This is a genomic window from Streptomyces lydicus (assembly GCF_000717345.1).
GTDB lineage: Bacteria > Actinomycetota > Actinomycetes > Streptomycetales > Streptomycetaceae > Streptomyces > Streptomyces lydicus.
Genome location: NZ_JNZA01000010.1, coordinates 152,024 through 169,331 on the forward strand (window position 1 = coordinate 152,024; position 17,308 = coordinate 169,331).

Here is a 17,308-nt window from a genome sequence, read left to right on the forward strand (position 1 = left end):
CAGCCCCTAGTCCCGGCCGCACGGGGTCTTGGGGTGGACATGGATGTCCGTCGCACCGGCCGCCACCGCCTGCCGCGCGGCCTCGGCGAGCGCGGCGGGCGACATCGGGACGGCACCCGAATCGGCGGCGGTCCGGGGGCCGTTGAGGCATACCTGCAACATCGTCCGATGATGCCCGAGGGGTACGACCACGCGGCGGCGGGTGCGCCGGCCGCAGGGCCGCGGGCGGCTCAGGCCGCGGCGAACGCCCCCGCTCCGTGGGCGGCCCGGAGCGTCTCCGGTGCCAGAACCGACACGGGCGCCAGCACCCCGCACTGCCCGCAGGCCGGCCCGGGCACCGGGACCTCCGCGGTCTCGGGGGGCCAGGCGAAGCGGGTGCAGCCGCACACCGGGCAGTCGCGGCGCGGCAGCCCCGACTCCATCGCCGCGATCATGCTGCGCAGCACCACCGCGAGCCGGGCCGCCGGATGCCGCTGCGGCGAGGCGCACGGCACGATGTCACAGCCGCCCCAGGTCCGGCGGTGCCAGTCGTCGAGCGCGCTGGGCTGCCGGATGCCGTCGTGCTTCTCCTTGCGGCGCCGGGCGGCGAATTCGTCCTCGTAGGCGAGCCAGAGGGTGCGGGCCTCCTCCAGCTCGGCGAGCGCGGCGACCAGCCGCTCCGGGTCCGGGGTGCGGTCGTACGTCGCGATACCGGCCCGGGTGCACAGATGGTGCCAGGTCGCCCGGTGCCCGTAAGGGGCGAAGCGCTCAAGGCACTTGCGCAGGGCGGTGCGCCGCTGCGTAGAGATGAGTCGTGGATTGCGGACCTGTTCTGCGAGGGCTCTGAAACCGGCCATTTCATCCCACCTCCGGGGGGAGGACCCGACTGGACGGGGGTGGGACGTAGCCGATCACCACCTGGATCCATCGAACTTACGTGCGGCTTGCGCGACCCGGCTCCCGGCGTCAACGGCCGGGCGTCTGTGGGGAATGCGAAAAGATGACTGTTGTTCATCTTCCGGCCGGGGATAACCGCCGGTAACGTCCCGCCCACCCTCCCCCGCGCCCTCACAGAGCAGGGGCCCCTCCGAGGAGCAGGAATGCGACGACGTACCGGACGCCTCAGGACTGCCGCGGCGGCAGCCCTGTTCGCCCTGGGGGCCACGGTGCTGGCCCCGCCCCCCACCGTGGCCGCCGCGCCGAACGATGCCAACGACTACTGCCAGGACCAGTGCGCCGACATCCTGCCGCCCGGCGCGACCGGCAACGCCACCCTGGTCGAGATCCTCGGCAACAAGCTGTTCGGCACCCACCCCGAGCACTCCACCGACCAACTCGCCCCGTACGGCGCGCTGGCCGGCGGCTACCCGTCGCTCACCGACGACACCCTGACGAAGTTCTTCAACGACGCGTCCTTCGGCGTGCCCCAGGACCAGGTCGGCAAGGTCACCGCGCCCCGCGACGACGTGACCATCACCCGTGACAGGAAGACCGGGGTGCCGCACATCAAGGGCACCACCCGCTACGGCACCGAGTACGGCGCCGGTTACGCCGCGGGCCAGGACCGGCTGTGGCTGATGGACCTCTTCCGGCACATCGGCCGCGGCGAGCTGACCTCCTTCGCCGGCGGCGCGCCCGCCAACCAGGGCCTGGAGCAGGAGTTCTGGCCGCAGGCGCCGTACACCGAGAAGGACCTCCAGGAGCAGGTCGACTACATCAGGGACCACAACGGCGAGCGCGGCAAGCAGGCCATGGCCGACGCCCAGGCGTACGTCGACGGGATCAACGCCTACCGCGAACAGTCCAAGAACGGCCGCTACTTCCCGGGCGAGTACGTGCTCACCGGGCACGTCGACGCGATCACCAACGCCGGTGAGATCGAGCCCTTCAAACTCACCGACCTGATAGCGCTGGCCTCCGTCGTCGGTGGCCTCTTCGGCAACGGCGGGGGCGGGGAGGTCACCAACGCGCTGTCGCTGCTGGCCGCCCAGCAGAAGTACGGCGTCGAGAAGGGCACCGAGGTCTGGGAGTCCTTCCGCGAGCGCAACGACCCCGAGGCCACCAAGACCCTGCACGACGGCCAGCGCTTCCCGTACGCCGTCAAACCGGCCAGGGCCAAGGGCGTGGCGCTGCCGGACCGCGGCTCGGTCACCGCCGAGCCGCTGGTGTACGACCGCACCGGCGCGGCCACCGTCAAGGGCGACAAGGCGCCGCAGGACCCCGTCAAGGCGCCGAAGAAGTACCGGAAGCTGGAGGGCCTCTTCAAGGACGGGGTGCTGCCCAAGGGCAGCTTCAACCCCACCCAGCACCGCGGGATGTCCAACGCCCTGGTGGTCTCCGGCAAGCACACCGCGAGCGGCCACCCCGTCGCCGTCTTCGGTCCGCAGACCGGCTACTTCGCGCCCCAGCTGCTGATGCTCCAGGAGATCCAGGGCCCCGGCATCAGCGCCCGCGGCGCCTCCTTCGCGGGCGTCGGGATGTACGTCCAGCTCGGCCGCGGCCAGGACTACGCCTGGAGCGCCACCTCCGCCGGCCAGGACATCACCGACACCTACGCCGTCGAGCTGTGCAACGCGGACGGATCGAAGCCCACCAAGGACTCCACCTCCTACCGCTACCGCGGCGCCTGCGTCCCCATGGAGAAGCTGGAGCGCACCAACTCCTGGAAGCCCACCGTCGCCGACCCGACGGCGGCCGGCTCGTACCGGATGCAGGTCTTCCGCACCAAGTACGGGACCGTCACCCACCGCGCCACCGTCGGCGGCAAGCCCGTCGCCTACACCGCGCAGCGCTCCACCTACCGCCACGAGGCCGACTCCATCATCGGCTTCCAGATGCTCAACGACCCCTCGTACGTACGCGACGCCGCGACCTTCCAGCAGGCCGCCCAGCACATCGGCTACGCCTTCAACTGGTTCTACGCCGACTCCCGCGACACCGCCTACTACAACAGCGGCCTCAACCCGGTCCGCAACCCCGACGTCGACCCGTCGCTGCCCGTCACCGCGGACGACGCCTACGAGTGGCGCGGCTACGACCCCGCCACCAACACCACCGACTACACCCCGCCCGCCCAGCACCCGCAGTCCGTCAACCAGGACTACTACGTCTCCTGGAACAACAAGCAGGCCAAGGACTACGACTCGGCCGGCTTCGGCAACGGCCCGGTGCACCGCGCCGATCTGCTGGACGACCGGGTGCGCGCGCTGACCGAGGAGGGCGGGGTGACCCGGGCCTCGCTGACCCGGGCGATGGCCGAGGCCGCGGTCACCGACCTGCGCGGCGAGGACGTGCTGCCCGAACTCCTGCGCGTGGTGGGCAGCAAGCCGGTCACCGAGCCCGCCCTGAAGACCGCGGTGCAGCAGCTCGCGGCCTGGCACAAGGACGGCAGCCAGCGCCGGGAGACCGCCGCGGGCTCGCACACCTACACCCACCCCGACGCGGTGCGCCTGATGGACGCCTGGTGGCCGCTGCTGGCCGAGGCCGTCTTCAAGCCCGGCCTCGGCGGCGACCTCTACGACGCGCTGAAGGCGGACCTCGCCGTCGACGAGTCACCGTCCGCGGGCCACGGACCGACCGGGGGGCACGCCGGATCGGCCTTCCAGTACGGCTGGTGGAGCTACGCCGACAAGGACCTGCGCTCCGTCCTCGGCGACAAGGTCAACGGCCCGCTCGCGCAGCGCTACTGCGGCGACGGCGACCTCTCCGCCTGCCGTGACACCCTGCTGACCACGCTCCGGCAGGCCGCCGCCAAGACGGCCGAGCAGGTCTACCCGGGCGACGGCAGCTGCAAGGCCGGCGACCAGTGGTGCGCCGACGCGATCATCCACCGCGCGGTGGGCGGTCTGACGCACGACACCATCAGCTGGCAGAACCGGCCGACCTACCAGCAGGTCGTGGAGTTCCCGGCACACCGCTGACGCGCCGCACCGACGAAGGCCCCGGGGAGAGCCGCCCCGGGGCCTTCGATTTCCCCGCGGGATATGCTGCACAGTCCTGAATTCCGGGGACGGGGAGGCGAGTAGGGCCGCATGACCTTCTCAGGTCCGCAGCAGTACCCGACGGAGCTGCTAGACACCACCATGGACCAGCTGCGCACGCTGATCGTCGTCCACGAGGCGGGGACCGCGCTGCGCGCCGCCCGCCTGCTGGGCCGCGAACAGTCCAGTGTGCAGAAGCAGTTGGACACCATGAACCGCACCTTCGCGGCACTGTGCGGCGAGGAACTGGTCCTCAAGCAGGGGCGGGGGCAGGACGCCCTGTTCACCGCGACCGGCGAGGCGCTGGTCGGCCTGGCGCGGCGCACCCTCGACGCGTGGTCGGACGGGGTGCACGACGCCCGCCGCCGGCTCGGCCGGACGCTGTCGGTCGGCTCCACCCGCTACACGCTCGGCTTCCTGCTGGACGCCGTGGAACGCGTCAGCGAGGACTACGCCCGCGACCACGTCGATCTCAAGGTCACCCACGTCCGCACCGGCGACCTCTTCGGCAAGCTGCGCGCCAAGGAACTCGACCTGGTCTGCGGCAGCGTCGTCGTCACCGAGGGCCACGAGGAGGAGCTGCTGGCGCCGTACGACGTGATGGAGTGGCGGCGCAGCGGGCTGTCGCTGCTGACGAACCTGCCACCGGACCGGCTCCCCGGCACGTCCTTCCGGGCCGGTGACCTCACCCGGCTGCCCCTGGTGATCTCCACCCGCGGCCTCATCAGCCGCTTCCTGACCTCGTGGTACGGCCCCGACTACCGCCAGAAGCTGAACGTCGCCGCCGAGATAGAGGCCGCGCACTACGGCTTCGAGCTGCTGCGCTCAGGGGTGGTGAGCGGCGCGATGCTGGTCACCCGGGGCATCGGGGAGGCCGCCGCGGACGGCCGGCTCCCGGAGGCCGGCGGACTGCGCACGGTGCGGATCGTCGGGGACGTCGGCCCGCGGACCGAGGTGCTGGTCGGGGTCTTCACCCGGCGCGGCGAGCGGGCGTCCGCCCCGCCCGGCCACCCGCTGAACCTGCTGTGGGACGCGCTGTCGCGGGAGAGCGGACCGTGGTGGCTCAGCTCCTGAGAGCCGGGCCCGCCGCCCGCCCGCGGACGCGCCCCGGGATCACGCCAGTTCGCGCTCCCGGGTCTCCGGCAGCGCCAGCACGCACCCCAGCGAGACCACCGCCATCGCGGACACGTACCAGCCCACCGACGCCGAGCCGAACGCCGACTGGAGCCGGGTGGCGACCAGCGGAGCCACCGCGCCGCCCAGCACGCCGCCCAGGTTGTAGGCCAGCGAGGCGCCCGAGTACCGCACCGTCGTCCCGAACAGCTCCGGCAGGTACGCGCCCATCGGGCCGTACACCACGCCCATGCAGAACAGCGCGCCGCCGATGCCGAGCGCGATCAGCAGCGGCGTCCCGGTGTCCAGCAGCGGGAAGAGCACCAGCCCCCAGACCGCCGCGAGTCCGCAGCCGGCGAGGACCAGCTTCCGGCGCCCGGCCGCGTCGGAGCGGGTGGCGGCGAGCCAGGTACCGGCCGCCAGGAAGAGGCAGGCGACGAGGGAGAGCCCCAGCATGGTGTTGCGCGAGACGCCCAGCGCGGAGGTGGTGTAGGCGAGGCAGTACGTCGTCGCGGTGTAGAAGAGGCCGTACGCGACGATCATGCCGCCCGCGCCCAGCAGCAGTTCGCGCGGATGCCGCCGCAGCACCTCCACGGCGGGGACCTTGCCGGCCTCCTGGGCGTCCAGCACCTTCGCGAACACCGGCGTCTCGCTGATCTTCAGCCGTACGAACAGTCCCACGCCCACCAGCAGGAACGACAGCAGAAACGGCACCCGCCAGCCCCACGACCGGAACGCCGCGTCGTCGAGGGCGGACGACAGCAGCCAGAACACCCCGGTCGCCGCGAAGAACCCCACCGACGGGCCGAGTTGCGGGAACGCCGCGTACAGCCCGCGGCGCCCGCGCGGCGCGTGCTCGACCGCGAGCAGCGCGGCCCCGCCCCACTCGCCCCCCAGCCCGATGCCCTGCAGGAAGCGCAGCACGATCAGCAGCAGCGGCGCCCAGATGCCCCACGTGCCGTATCCCGGCAGCAGTCCGACGAACGCCGTGGACAGCCCCATCAGCAGCAGCGAGGCGACCAGTACCGACTTGCGGCCCACCCGGTCGCCGAAGTGCCCGAACACCACCGAGCCGAGCGGCCGGGCGGCGAACGCCACCGCGTAGGTGGAGAACGCGGCGAGGGTGGCGTTGACCGGCGTGAGCGTCGGGAAGAACGCCTGGTTGAGGACCAGCGCGGCGGCCGTCCCGTAGATGTAGAAGTCGTAGAACTCGATGGCCGTCCCGATGAACGAGGCGACCGCGACCCGGCGCAGGCTCTCGGTGGAGTCGGCGGCCGCTGCCGGGACCTTGGATGAGATTGCTTCACTGTGCACGCGTCGCACTCTCACGGAGCGCCGGAGGCTGGTCAAGGGGTGAAATGGACTGTCCCGGCCCTTGGGACGCCGGCTCAGTCCAGCCGCTCCACCGCCCGCACCACGTGCCCCGCGCCGTCCTCGGTGGTGACCAGCGCGGCGAGTTGCCGGGCGCGGTGGCGGTAGCGGGGGTCGTGCGCGGCCGTGCGGACGGCGTCGGCGAGCCGCTCCGCGGACAGGTGGCGGAAGGGGAGGCGCGCGGGGCTGACGCCCAGGGCGGTCAGCCGGGACGCCCAGAAGGACTGGTCCAGCATCATGGGGACCGGCACCGCCGGCACCCCGGCGCGCAGCCCGGCCGCGGTGGTGCCGGCCCCCGCGTGGTGCACCACGGCCGCGGTCCGCGGGAACAGCCAGGAGTGCGGGACCTCTCCCACGGTCAGCACGTCGTCGCCGGCCACCGACAGCCCGGCCCACCCCGTCTGGAGCACCCCCCGCACCCGGGCCAGCCGCAGCGCCCGGGCGACCAGGTCCCCGAGGCGCTCCGGATCGGCGGCCGCCATGCTGCCGAAGCCCACGAACACCGGTGGCGGGCCGGCCTGCAGAAAGTCCGTCAGCCGGGCCGGCGGGGTCCAGCCGGGGGGCTCCGCCGGCCACCAGTAGCCGGCCACCTCCAGCCCCGGCCGCCAGTCCAGGGGCCGGGGCACCACCGTCGGGCTGAACCCGTGCAGCACCGGCCAGTCCGCGCGCCGCCGCGCGAGCGCGGCCCCGGTCACGCCCAGCTGCCGGCGGAGGTGGCGCACTCCGGGAGCGAAGGCCAGTGCCAGCAGCGCCTGGGCGCCCCGCGCCGCGGCCCGGTTGCCGTACGGCCCCCAGGACGGCGCGCCGAGGAGGACCGGCGGGAACTCCCGGGTGGGCGCGAGGGGTTGCAGGAAGACACCGAGGGCGGGCAGCCGCAGCCCCGCGGCGGCCACCAGCCCCAGGGGGGCCAGGCTGCCGGACACCAGCAGGGCGTCGGTGCCCGCGGCGCAGACCTCCGCCAGCGCGTCGGCCGCCCTGGGCGCCCACTCCCGGGCCAGCCCCAGCTGTGCGGCCGGGGAGAGGCCGGCGCCGGTGCGGCCCTCGGCGGCGACGCGGTCCAGCGGCAGCGGACGGAAGGTGAGCCCGCTGTGGTGGATCAGCCCGGCCGAGCGGGGGTCCGCGGCCACCACGACCGTGTGCCCGGCGGCGTGCAGCCGGGCGCCGAGGCCGGTGTAGGGAGCCACGTCCCCGCGCGAACCCGCGGTGGCGATGAGGATGCGCATGGCCGGGATGCCCCGCCTTCCTGGGTGAGGTGGTGAAGGGGTGGGTTGGCCGCGGCGGCGGTGCGGCCGCCGGGGTCAGGTGCGCCGGGCGATCACCCGGTAGGCGTTGGCCAGCCGCGTGCGCCGGGCGAGCGGGGCCAGCAGCAGGTCGAGGCCGAACAGCACCAGGAGCACGGGCGTGGCGGCCGCCAGGGCCAGCGCGCGGACCGTGCGCCGCACCGGGCCCGGGGAGGCCGGCAGCCACGGCAGGTCCTGGGCCGGCAGCACGGCCTTGAGCAGGTTCAGCGCCGCGGACGTGAGATCGGTGGGGACGTGCGGCTCGCGCCGGCCGGCGGCCACGACGGTGAAGCCCTGCTCGGTCAGCGCGGTACGGAGGTTGTCCAGCGGGACGAGGTGGAGGTGCTGGGGCTGGAGCCACGGTCCCCACCACCGGCCGAGCAGCCGGGCCGCGGCGGACTGCGGGTCGGGCACCTCGATCAGCAGGTGCCCGCCGGGACGCAGGACCCGGTGCGCGGCGGCCAGTTCCCGCCGGGGCGCCGTGGTGTGTTCCAGGTAGTGGTGCATGCTCACCACGTCGTAGCGGCCGGCCAGCCGGGCGGCGAGGTCCGGGAAGGAGCCCCGGTAGGCCCGCTCGATCCGGCCGCTGCGCGCCCCGCTCTCCACGCCCTCGCCCAGGTCGAGCCCGTGGAACGCGGTCCCCGGGTGGATCTTCCGGGCCTCGGCGCAGAAGTGGCCGTGGCCGGTGCCCACGTCCAGCCAGCGGGCCGGGCGGCCGAACGGCAGCAGGGCCCGGGCGCGCGACCGGTAGAGCCGGACGGCGAGCGGCGAGACGGCCGTCCGTGCCATCGTCGACCGGCCCAGGCCGTCGTAGCAGTCGCGGTAGTAGAACGCCAGGCCGTCGTCGCCGAGCCGGGGGTTCTGGAACACGTGCCCGCAGTCGCGGCACTCGTCGAGCACGAAGTGCCCGGGTTTGCCCTGGAGGTGGTCGGTGGTGCGCAGCCGGCGGCGGAGGCGGCCGGAGTCGCACCACGGGCAGCTGGTGCGCCGCTCCTCGAAGAACCGCCCCGTGCCGTCCTTCAGTTCGTCCAGGTAGCGCGGCCGGCGGGCGGCGACCCGGGCACGCCGTCCACCCCGGTCCGGCGGCGGCCCGCTCATGACGAACCCCGTCCGGCGGTGGCCCTCCTGGGCACGCGATGTCGTCCGCCGGGGGTGGGGCGGGGCGCCGAGAAGCGGCGCACACACGGCCGCTCGACCCCCGTGTACAGCAGCCAGGCGGCCGCCAGCGCGAGGGGCAGCCCGACGAGTACGGCCCCCAGCCGGCTCCAGCCGAGCCCGGTCAGGCACAGGTAGACCACGCCCAGCACCATGAAGTGCACGAGGTACAGGGCGTAGGAGATCTCCCCGAGGAGGACCAGCGGCGGGGTCCGCAGCAGCGAGGGCCGGCCGCGCAGGTCCAGCTCGGCGACGGCATGCACCAGCAGGACGAGCGGCAGCGCGGTCGCGGCCGCGTACATGTAGACGTACGGCAGGAAGGACGAGTTGACCAGCAGGGTGCTGATCACGCCCAGCGCCGCGGGCAGCACGGCGAGCCGCGGCAGCCGGAGCCCGGTCGCCCGGATCCGGGCCGCCATCATGCCGAGGACGAATTCCGGCAGGCGGGCCAGCGGCAGCATGTACACGCACCAGTAGCCGGTGAAGAACGACCCGTCGGGGTTGAGGACCGTCTCGCACAGCAGCGGCCACGCCCAGACGAGTGCGAGGGCGCCCGCCGCGCCGGCCAGCAGCCCGCGGCGGGACAGCCGCGCGACCCAGGGCCGGAGCACGGGGAAGAGCAGGTAGAAGAACATCTCCGCGGCCAGCGACCAGGAGACGGGGTTTCCCGCGGAGACGAAACTCCGGCTGGGCACCCAGGTGTTCACCAGGAACAGGGCGGCGAGATGGGCCACCACGCCCGGGGCGTTCGCGGCCGCGGTGCCGGCGCAGGCGAGCGCGATCAGGACCACGCACCAGGTGAGGACGTGGTTGGGCAGGATCTTCGCGGCCCGCCGCCGCCAGAAGGCCCGTGCGGTGTCGTCCGGCCGCGCCGAGTGCATCAGCACGTATCCGCTGAGGACGAAGAACAGCGAGACCGCGCTCGCGCCCACCCACACCTGCGGGCCGAGCGTTGTGGCGAGCCGCGGATCGGTCAGCAGCGCGCAGTGGGTGAAGACGACCCCGCCCGCGGCGGCGAACCGCAGACCGGTCAGCGAGGGCAGTCTGGCGGGGCGGGGCCCGGGGCCGGACGAGGACCGGGGGAGTGGACGCATACATGGCCTCCTGCGAGCGAAGCCCAGGCCGATGACCGCCACTCACCTGCAAAATGACGCGCGAGGGGGCCGCCCTGGACCGGTGTGCACGACTGATCGGTCTCCGTGCAACGGAATGGGCGGCCCCTCGCGCGGTTGGCTCGATTGACCCACCGCGGCACACCCCCGGCATAGGGGAGGCGGACCTATTTCACCCGTACGGCCCAGCCGCCCCGGCGAGGGCGCCGGTGCTCTCCTTCGCTTCGCGGCGAGGCGTCAGGAAGCGTGCGGATAGCGCAGGTACCGGGCCCGCACGGAGCGGAAGGCGGTCAGGGCCGGCTGCCAGGCGGCGACGATCTCCTCGGTCCCCGCGCCCGCGTCGATCATCGTGCGGACCGTCGAGGAGCCGGTGAGCCGGTCGATGCCATTGTCCGGCCGCCAGGCGAAACCGTTCCAGACCCGCTTCGCGGTCACCAGCAGCGCGATGCCGGTGCGCACCGGGTCGAACGCCTCCCGGTCGTGGACGTGGAGCTGGACGCCGCCGATGGTCTTCCCCTGGAACTTGGAGAAGGTGGGGGCGAAGTACGCCTCCCTGAAGTGCACGCCGGGCAGGGCGAGTTCGTTGGCGGCCGCCGCCCAGCGGTGGTCGATGCCGTCGGCGCCCAGCAGCTCGAAGGGACGGGTGGTGCCGCGCCCCTCGGACAGGTTGGTGCCCTCGAAGAGGCAGGTGCCCGAGTAGACCAGGGCGGTGTCCGGGGTGGGCATGTTGGGGCTCGGGGGCACCCAGGGCAGCCCGGTCGCGTCGTGGAAGTCGCCGCGCCGCCAGCCGGTCATCAGCACGGTCTCCAGCTCGACCGGGCGCCCGGCCGCCTTCGGCACGAACTCGCCGTTGAACAGCAGTGCCAGCTCGGCCACCGTCATGCCGTGCGCCTGCGCGATCGGCTCCCGGCCGACGAAGGAGGCGTACGCCTTGTCCAGTACCGGGCCGGTGGCGGCGCGTCCGGTGACGGGGTTGGGGCGGTCCAGGACCACGAAGCGCTTGCCCGCGAGGACGGCGGCCACCATGCAGTCGTAGAGCGTCCAGATGTAGGTGTAGAAGCGCGCGCCGACGTCCTGGATGTCGAAGACGACCGTGTCCACGCCGGAGGCGGTGAAGATGTCGGCGAGGGCCCGGCCGCTCTTGTTGTACGTGTCGTAGACCGGCAGCCCGGTGGCCGGGTCGTCGTAGCGGCCCTCGGAGCCGCCGGCCTGCGCGGTGCCGCGGAAGCCGTGCTCCGGGCCGAAGACGGCGATCAGGCGCACCCGGTCGTCGGCGTGCAGCACGTCGACGATGTGCGCGACGTCCGGGGTGACACCGGTGGGGTTGGTGACGACGCCGACCCGGCGGCCGGCCAGGAGGCGGTAGCCGTCGGCGGCCAGCCGGTCGAAGCCGGTGTGCACCCGCCGTCGTCGGTGGCCGGGCGCCGGGCCGGCCGCCCGTGCGGGCGCCGCGGCCGCGGTCAGGGCCGCGCCGGCCGCTCCGGTCGCGGCCAGATGCCCCAGCAGCAGGCGTCTCGACAGAGCCATCCGCACACCTCCGTGATCAACAGAATCGACCGGGTACGTGTCGTGCGCACGCTAACGCGCCACGGCGCGGCGGGGAACATGCCGGGCCGCGGCGGAAACCGGCTCTTCCGCTGGGACATACCGACTGGTTAGTCTGCCCTCGGCCGATCCGAGCGACCGAGGGAGACCCAGCAGTGGAAGCCGTCAGGGACAAAGCCGTCGTCGTGACCGGGGCGGGCGGGGGGATCGGCGCCGCCCTGGCCCGCCGCTTCGCCGCCGAGGGCGCCCGGGTCGTGGTCAACGACCTGGACGAGGCCAAGGCCCGCAAGACCGCCGAGGAGATCGGGGCGCTCGCGGTGCCCGGCGACGCCTCGGCCGTCGTCCCGCTCGCCCGCGAGGCGCTCGGCGGCGCGGTCGACATCTTCTGCGCCAACGCCGGGGTCGGCACCGGCGGCGGCCCCGACGCACCGGACGACGACTGGGCGCTGGCCTGGGACGTCAACGTCATGGCCCATGTCCGGGCGGCGCGCGAGCTGGTGCCGGAGTGGCTGGCGCGCGGCAGCGGACGCTTCATCTCCACCGTCTCCGCCGCCGGGCTGCTCACCATGGTCGCCGCGGCCCCCTACAGCGTCACCAAGCACGGTGCGTACGCCTTCGCCGAGTGGCTCTCGCTGACCTACCGGCACCGCGGCATCGACGTGCACGCCATCTGCCCGCAGGGCGTACGCACCGACATGCTGGCCGCCACCGGGACCGCCGGGGACCTCGTGCTGACCCCCACCGCCGTCGAGCCCGAGGACGTCGCCGAGGCGCTCTTCGCGGCCATGGCCGAGGGCCGCTTCCTGGTGCTGCCGCACCCCGAGGTCGCGGACTACTACACCGCGCGGGCCGCCGACCCCGACCGCTGGCTCGGCGGGATGAACCACCTCCAGCGGAAGCTGGAGGAGGCCGAGGGCCGCGCGTAGGGCCGCTCCGGACGGGGTGGCGGCCCGGCCGGGCCCGGCGCGCGCCACCCCACCGCACCTCAGGTGTTCCCCCGCAGGGATGATCTGGCGATCAGGAAGAAAGGGCCGCACCCGATGACCTCCTACCAGGACAAGCCGTGGCTGGCGCAGCTCACCGAAGCCCAGCGCGCCCCCGTCCAGCCGCCCCCCTCGACACTGCACGCGTTCCGCGCGGCGGTCCGGGCCGTCCCCGACCGCACGGCGCTCGCCTACTTCGACGGCCGGCTGTCCTACGCCGAGACCGACGCGCTCTCCGACGGCGTCGCCGCCCACCTCGCCGCACGTGGATTCCGCCGCGGCGACCGGGCCGCGGTCATGCTGCAGAACACCCCGCACTTCGTGCTGGCCCTGCTCGGCGTCTGGAAGGCAGGCGGGGTGGTCGTCCCCGTCAACCCCATGTACAAGTCGGCCGAGATGCGGCACATCCTGGACGACGCCGAGGTCACCGCCGTCATCTGCGCCGACCGCACCTGGGACGGCTTCCTGCGCGCCACCGCCGCCGGGGCGCCGTCCGTGCGGATCGCGCTCACCGCCTGCGAGCGGGAGCTGCAGACCCGCGACGACGCCCGGGTGCTGCGCGGCGAGCCGCTCGGCCCGCAGGAGGACGCCGACGACCTGCTCGCGGTGGCCCGCGGCGCGGGCCGGCTCCGTGCGGCGCCCGCCGATCCCGGGCTCACCGCCGACGACGTCGCCCTGATCAGCTACACCTCCGGCACCTCCGGCACCCCCAAGGGCGCCACCAACACCCACGGCAACATCGCCTACAACGCCGAACGCCAGCGCACCGGCCTCGGCCTGCCCGAAGGCGCCACCTACTTCGCACTCGCCCCGCTCTTCCACATCACCGGCATGGTCTGCGAACTGGCCGCCTGCGTCGCCAACGCGGGCACCCTCGCGCTCGCCTACCGCTTCGAGGCCGGCGTCGTCCTGGACGCCTTCCTGGAGCACCGGCCCGCCTACACCGTCGGCCCCTCCACCGCCTACATGGCGCTGATGGCCCACCCCGGCGTGACCCGCGACCACTTCGCGTCCTTCGTGACGATGTCCTCCGGCGGCGCGCCGCTGCCGCCCGTGCTGGTCGAGAAGTTCCGCGCCGGCTTCGGCCCGTACCTCCACAACGGCTACGGTCTGACCGAGTGCACCGCCCCCTGCGCCAGCGTCCCGCCCGGCAGGCAGGCGCCGGTCGACAAGGTCTCCGGGACGCTCGCGGTCGGCGTGCCCGGCCCCGACACCGTCGTCCGGATCCTCGGTGAGGACGGCCGGGAGCTGCCGTTCGGCGAACCGGGCGAGATCGCGGTGCGCGGCCCGCAGGTCGTCCCCGGCTACTGGCGCCGCCCCGACGCCACCGCCGAGGCCATCCCCGACGGTGAACTGCGCACCGGCGACATCGGCTTCATGGACCCCGACGGCTGGCTCTACGTCGTCGACCGCAAGAAGGACATGATCAACGCCTCCGGCTTCAAGGTGTGGCCGCGCGAGGTCGAGGACGTGCTGTACAGCCACCCGGCGGTGCGCGAGGCGGCGGTCGTCGGCGTGCCCGACGCCTACCGCGGCGAGACCGTCAAGGCGTATGTCAGCCTGCGTCCCGGTGCCGCGCCGCAACCCGCCGAGCTGGCCGCGTACTGCAAGGAACGGCTCGCGGCGTACAAATATCCCCGTGAGGTGGAGATCCTGGCAGAGCTCCCGAAGACCACGAGTGGCAAGATCCTCCGACGGGAGCTGCGCCACCGCGCATGAGGTACGACGAAGGACAGGTGAGGGCGATGGCCGGCACGAAGGACGGCAACGGCAACGGTGGCGCGAAGCCGGTGGCCCAGCGGCTGCTGGCCACCGCCACCAGACTCTTCGCGGAGCAGGGCTACGACCGCACCTCCGTCCAGGAGATCGTCGATGCCGCGGGGGTCACCAAGGGCGCCCTCTACCACTACTTCGGCTCCAAGGACGATCTGCTGCACGAGGTCTACGGCCGGGTCCTGCGCCTCCAGCAGGAGCGCCTGGACCACTTCGCGGGCGCCGACGCGCCCGTGGAGCAGCGGCTGCGGGACGCCGCCGCCGACGTGGTCGTCACCACCATCGAGAACCTCGACGACACCAAGATCTTCTTCCGTTCGATGCACCACCTCGGCCCGGAGAAGGACAAGCAGGTGCGCGCCGAGCGCCGGCGTTACCACGAGCGCTTCCGGGCGCTGATCGAGGAGGGCCAGCGCACCGGCGTGTTCGCCGACGACGTGCCCGCCGACCTCGTCGTGGACTACCACTTCGGCTCGGTGCACCACCTCGGCACGTGGTACCGCGAGGACGGTCCGCTCACCCCCCAGCAGGTCGCCGACCACCTGGCCGACCTGCTGCTGCGGGCCCTGCGCCCGTAACGCCGGCACCCGCGCACGGGCCCCGCGACCGCCTGCCGGTCGCGGGGCCCGCCGCTCTTCGGCTACCGGTACTGCTTGAGCTCACGACGCGCCAGCGACCGCTGGTGCACCTCGTCGGGGCCGTCCGCCAGCCGCAGGGTCCGCGCGCCCGCCCACAGTTCGGCCAGCGGGAAGTCCTGGCTGACACCGCCCGCGCCGTGCAGCTGCACCGCCTTGTCGAGGATGTCCACGACGGTGCGCGGGGTGGCGATCTTGATGGCCTGGATCTCGGTGTGCGCGCCCTTGTTGCCGACGGTGTCCATCAGCCAGGCCGTCTTCAGCACCAGCAGCCGCAGCTGCTCCACCGCCACCCGGGCGTCCGCGATCCACGCCTGGACCACGCCCTGCTGGGCCAGCGGCTTGCCGAAGGCGGTACGGCCCACCGCCCGGCGGCACATCAGCTCGATGGCCCGCTCGGCCATGCCGATCAGCCGCATGCAGTGGTGGATCCGGCCGGGGCCGAGCCGGGCCTGGGCGATGCCGAAGCCGCCGCCCTCCTCGCCGATCAGATTGCTCGCCGGCACCCGCACGTCGTGGAAGACCACCTCGGCGTGGCCGCCGTGCCAGTGGTCCTCGTAGCCGTAGACCTGCATGGCGCGCCGCACCTCCAGGCCGGGGGTGTCGCGCGGCACCAGGATCATCGACTGCTGGCGGCGGATGTCCGCGCCGTCCGGGTCGGTCTTGCCCATCACGATGAAGATCCGGCACAGCGGGTTCATCGCCCCGGAGATGTACCACTTGCGGCCGTTGATGACATATTCGTCGCCGTCCCGCTCGATCCGGGTCTCGATGTTGGTGGCGTCCGACGAGGCCACCTCCGGCTCGGTCATCGCGAACGCCGACCGGATCTCACCGGCCAGCAGCGGCTCCAGCCACTGCTTCTGCTGCGCCTCGTCGCCGAACTGCGCCAGCACCTCCATGTTGCCGGTGTCCGGCGCCGCGCAGTTCAGCGCGGTGGGCGCCAACTGAGGGCTGCGGCCGGTGATTTCGGCCAGCGGCGCGTACTGGAGGTTCGTCAGCCCGGCACCGTGCTCCCGGTCCGGGAGGAAGAGGTTCCACAGCCCCTGCTTCCGGGCCTCGGCCTTCAGCTCCTCGACGATCGCCGGGGTGTCCCACGGCGAGGCGAGGCCGGCCCGCTGCTCACGGGCGGTCTCCTCGGCCGGGTGCACATGCTCGTCCATGAAGGTCAGGAGCCTCTCGCGGAGCTCCTGCGTACGGGCGTCGAATGCGAAGTCCATGGGCCTCAGCCTTCCTTGAGGGTGGTCAGTCCGTGGTCGATGAAGACGGGGACGAGTTCGCCGATCCGGTCGAACCCGGCGCCGACGGTCTGGCCGAGCGTGAAGCGGTAGTGGATGCCCTCCAGGATCACGGCGAGCTTGAACCAGGCGAAGGCGGTGTACCAGGCGATCGACGAGGTGTCGCGGCCCGAGCGGGCGGCGTAGCGCTCGATCAGCTCGCCGGGGGAGGGGTGGCCGGGGGCGCCACTGGTGGTGCTGACCGGGGACTCGGGCAGGCCCAGGTCCGAGCTGTACATCACCAGCAGCCCGAGGTCGGTCAGCGGATCACCGAGCGTGGACATCTCCCAGTCCAGCACGGCCTTGATGGTGTCGTCGGCGCCGACCAGGACGTTGTCCAGGCGGAAGTCGCCGTGCACGACGGTGGGCGCGGGGGAGGCGGGCAGCGCCCGGCCCAGCGTCTCGTGCAGCTCATCGATGCCCGCCAGTTCGCGGTTCCTGGACGCAGCCAGCTGCTTGCCCCAGCGCCGCAGCTGGCGCTCCAGGAAGCCGTCCGGGCGGCCGAAGTCGCCGAGCCCGACCGCCTCGGGGTCCACGGCGTGCAGCTCCACCAGCGTGTCGACCAGGGAGAGGACCACGGCGCGGGTGCGCTCCGGGCCGAGCGTGGCCAGCTGCCCGGCCGTGCGGTACGGGGTGCCCTCGACCAGCTCCATCACATAGAAGGGCGAGCCGGTCACCGACTCGTCCTCGCACAGCAGCAGCGCCTCGGGCACCGGCACCGGGGTGTCGTGCAGCGCGCTGATCACCCGGTGCTCGCGCCGCATGTCGTGCGCGGTGGCCAGCACGTGGCCGAGCGGCGGGCGGCGTACGACCCAGGAGCCGGTGCCGTCGGTGACCCGGTAGGTGAGGTTGGAGCGCCCGCCCTCGATCAGCTGCGCGCGCAGCGGGCCGCCGGCCAGCCCCGGCCGCACGCGGTCCAGGTGCTCGCGCAATCGTGTCAGGTCGAGACCGGGTGGATCCTCCCGGTCCGGGGCCTGAGGGGGAGGGGTGCCCTTGCTCATCGTGCTCCTCCGTACGGGGGTGGACGGTCCGTCGTGGTCGGTCGCTGCCCCGATCATGCCGACTAGTCGGTATGGAGTCCAGTGCCGGTGCGTGGGGTCTCCGT

13 protein-coding genes and 1 pseudogene are annotated in these 17,308 nt (G+C 73.3%); 5 read left to right on the forward strand and 9 right to left on the reverse strand.

Annotation, left to right across the window (positions count from 1 at the left end):
• Window positions 1–9: 9 nt before the first annotated feature.
• A pseudogene (locus tag OO62_RS38890) lies at window positions 10–162 on the reverse strand (3-keto-5-aminohexanoate cleavage protein); the annotation flags it as partial.
• Between the two features lie 68 nt (window positions 163–230).
• Entirely contained in the window at window positions 231–836 is a 606-nt protein-coding gene (locus tag OO62_RS11655) for a hypothetical protein (protein ID WP_033267246.1), read from the reverse strand.
• A gap of 243 nt (window positions 837–1,079) precedes the next feature.
• Between OO62_RS11655 and OO62_RS11660 the strand changes: the two genes are divergently transcribed.
• Together OO62_RS11660 and OO62_RS11665 are read left to right on the forward strand one after the other, a co-directional pair.
• Window positions 1,080–3,899: a penicillin acylase family protein gene (locus OO62_RS11660; protein ID WP_033267247.1), complete on the forward strand. Its 2,820-nt coding sequence runs from the start codon at window positions 1,080–1,082 to the stop codon at window positions 3,897–3,899.
• Window positions 3,900–4,010: 111 nt separating this feature from the next.
• Window positions 4,011–5,033 (forward strand): LysR family transcriptional regulator, encoded by a 1,023-nt coding sequence (locus OO62_RS11665; protein ID WP_033267248.1) that lies wholly within the window; start codon window positions 4,011–4,013, stop codon window positions 5,031–5,033.
• 39 nt (window positions 5,034–5,072) lie between these two features.
• On the opposite strand, the gene OO62_RS11670 is transcribed toward OO62_RS11665, so the two are convergent.
• The 5 genes from OO62_RS11670 to OO62_RS11690 form a co-directional block, all read right to left on the reverse strand.
• Window positions 5,073–6,386 (reverse strand): MFS transporter, encoded by a 1,314-nt coding sequence (locus OO62_RS11670; RefSeq protein ID WP_078617119.1) that lies wholly within the window; start codon window positions 6,384–6,386, stop codon window positions 5,073–5,075.
• A 74-nt stretch (window positions 6,387–6,460) separates the two neighbouring features.
• Window positions 6,461–7,666: a glycosyltransferase gene (locus tag OO62_RS11675; protein WP_033267249.1), complete on the reverse strand. Its 1,206-nt coding sequence runs from the start codon at window positions 7,664–7,666 to the stop codon at window positions 6,461–6,463.
• Between the two features lie 75 nt (window positions 7,667–7,741).
• Window positions 7,742–8,821 (reverse strand): class I SAM-dependent methyltransferase, encoded by a 1,080-nt coding sequence (locus tag OO62_RS11680; protein WP_051733003.1) that lies wholly within the window; start codon window positions 8,819–8,821, stop codon window positions 7,742–7,744.
• Window positions 8,818–9,972 (reverse strand): acyltransferase family protein, encoded by a 1,155-nt coding sequence (locus tag OO62_RS11685; protein WP_063739000.1) that lies wholly within the window; start codon window positions 9,970–9,972, stop codon window positions 8,818–8,820. Before OO62_RS11685 ends, OO62_RS11680 begins: the two co-directional genes overlap by 4 nt.
• 255 nt (window positions 9,973–10,227) lie before the next feature.
• Window positions 10,228–11,517 (reverse strand): exo-beta-N-acetylmuramidase NamZ family protein, encoded by a 1,290-nt coding sequence (locus tag OO62_RS11690; RefSeq protein ID WP_033267250.1) that lies wholly within the window; start codon window positions 11,515–11,517, stop codon window positions 10,228–10,230.
• A 173-nt stretch (window positions 11,518–11,690) separates the two neighbouring features.
• Here OO62_RS11690 and OO62_RS11695 point away from each other — a divergent pair, with 173 nt between their 5' ends.
• The 3 genes from OO62_RS11695 to OO62_RS11705 all read left to right on the forward strand — a co-directional run bounded on the left by OO62_RS11695 (window position 11,691) and on the right by OO62_RS11705 (window position 14,869).
• Window positions 11,691–12,461, forward strand: coding sequence for an SDR family oxidoreductase (locus tag OO62_RS11695; protein WP_033267251.1), 771 nt, complete (start codon window positions 11,691–11,693; stop codon window positions 12,459–12,461).
• A 114-nt stretch (window positions 12,462–12,575) separates the two neighbouring features.
• Window positions 12,576–14,237: an AMP-binding protein gene (locus OO62_RS11700; RefSeq protein ID WP_033267252.1), complete on the forward strand. Its 1,662-nt coding sequence runs from the start codon at window positions 12,576–12,578 to the stop codon at window positions 14,235–14,237.
• 26 nt (window positions 14,238–14,263) lie between these two features.
• Window positions 14,264–14,869, forward strand: a complete 606-nt coding sequence (locus OO62_RS11705; protein WP_033267253.1) for a TetR/AcrR family transcriptional regulator — start codon at window positions 14,264–14,266, stop codon at window positions 14,867–14,869.
• 62 nt (window positions 14,870–14,931) lie between these two features.
• On the opposite strand, the gene OO62_RS11710 is transcribed toward OO62_RS11705, so the two are convergent.
• Together OO62_RS11710 and OO62_RS11715 are read right to left on the reverse strand one after the other, a co-directional pair.
• Window positions 14,932–16,146, reverse strand: a complete 1,215-nt coding sequence (locus OO62_RS11710) for an acyl-CoA dehydrogenase family protein (RefSeq protein ID WP_033267254.1) — start codon at window positions 16,144–16,146, stop codon at window positions 14,932–14,934.
• A gap of 5 nt (window positions 16,147–16,151) precedes the next feature.
• The gene (locus OO62_RS11715) at window positions 16,152–17,204 is read right to left on the reverse strand and encodes a phosphotransferase family protein (protein WP_051733005.1); all 1,053 of its coding nucleotides are present in this window, start codon (window positions 17,202–17,204) and stop codon (window positions 16,152–16,154) included.
• Between the last annotated feature and the right edge of the window lie 104 nt (window positions 17,205–17,308).

What these genes read in the sequence shown, in the direction of transcription:
- OO62_RS11655 (WP_033267246.1), bottom strand. Translation starts at nt 836, where the DNA reads ATGGCCGGTTTCAGAGCCCTCGCAGAACAGGTCCGCAATCCACGACTC.
- OO62_RS11660 (WP_033267247.1), top strand. Translation starts at nt 1,080, where the DNA reads ATGCGACGACGTACCGGACGCCTCAGGACTGCCGCGGCGGCAGCCCTG.
- OO62_RS11665 (WP_033267248.1), top strand. Translation starts at nt 4,011, where the DNA reads ATGACCTTCTCAGGTCCGCAGCAGTACCCGACGGAGCTGCTAGACACC.
- OO62_RS11675 (WP_033267249.1), bottom strand. Translation starts at nt 7,666, where the DNA reads ATGCGCATCCTCATCGCCACCGCGGGTTCGCGCGGGGACGTGGCTCCC.
- OO62_RS11680 (WP_051733003.1), bottom strand. Translation starts at nt 8,821, where the DNA reads ATGAGCGGGCCGCCGCCGGACCGGGGTGGACGGCGTGCCCGGGTCGCC.
- OO62_RS11685 (WP_063739000.1), bottom strand. Translation starts at nt 9,972, where the DNA reads ATGCGTCCACTCCCCCGGTCCTCGTCCGGCCCCGGGCCCCGCCCCGCC.
- OO62_RS11690 (WP_033267250.1), bottom strand. Translation starts at nt 11,517, where the DNA reads ATGGCTCTGTCGAGACGCCTGCTGCTGGGGCATCTGGCCGCGACCGGA.
- OO62_RS11700 (WP_033267252.1), top strand. Translation starts at nt 12,576, where the DNA reads ATGACCTCCTACCAGGACAAGCCGTGGCTGGCGCAGCTCACCGAAGCC.
- OO62_RS11705 (WP_033267253.1), top strand. Translation starts at nt 14,264, where the DNA reads ATGGCCGGCACGAAGGACGGCAACGGCAACGGTGGCGCGAAGCCGGTG.
- OO62_RS11710 (WP_033267254.1), bottom strand. Translation starts at nt 16,146, where the DNA reads ATGGACTTCGCATTCGACGCCCGTACGCAGGAGCTCCGCGAGAGGCTC.
- OO62_RS11715 (WP_051733005.1), bottom strand. Translation starts at nt 17,204, where the DNA reads ATGAGCAAGGGCACCCCTCCCCCTCAGGCCCCGGACCGGGAGGATCCA.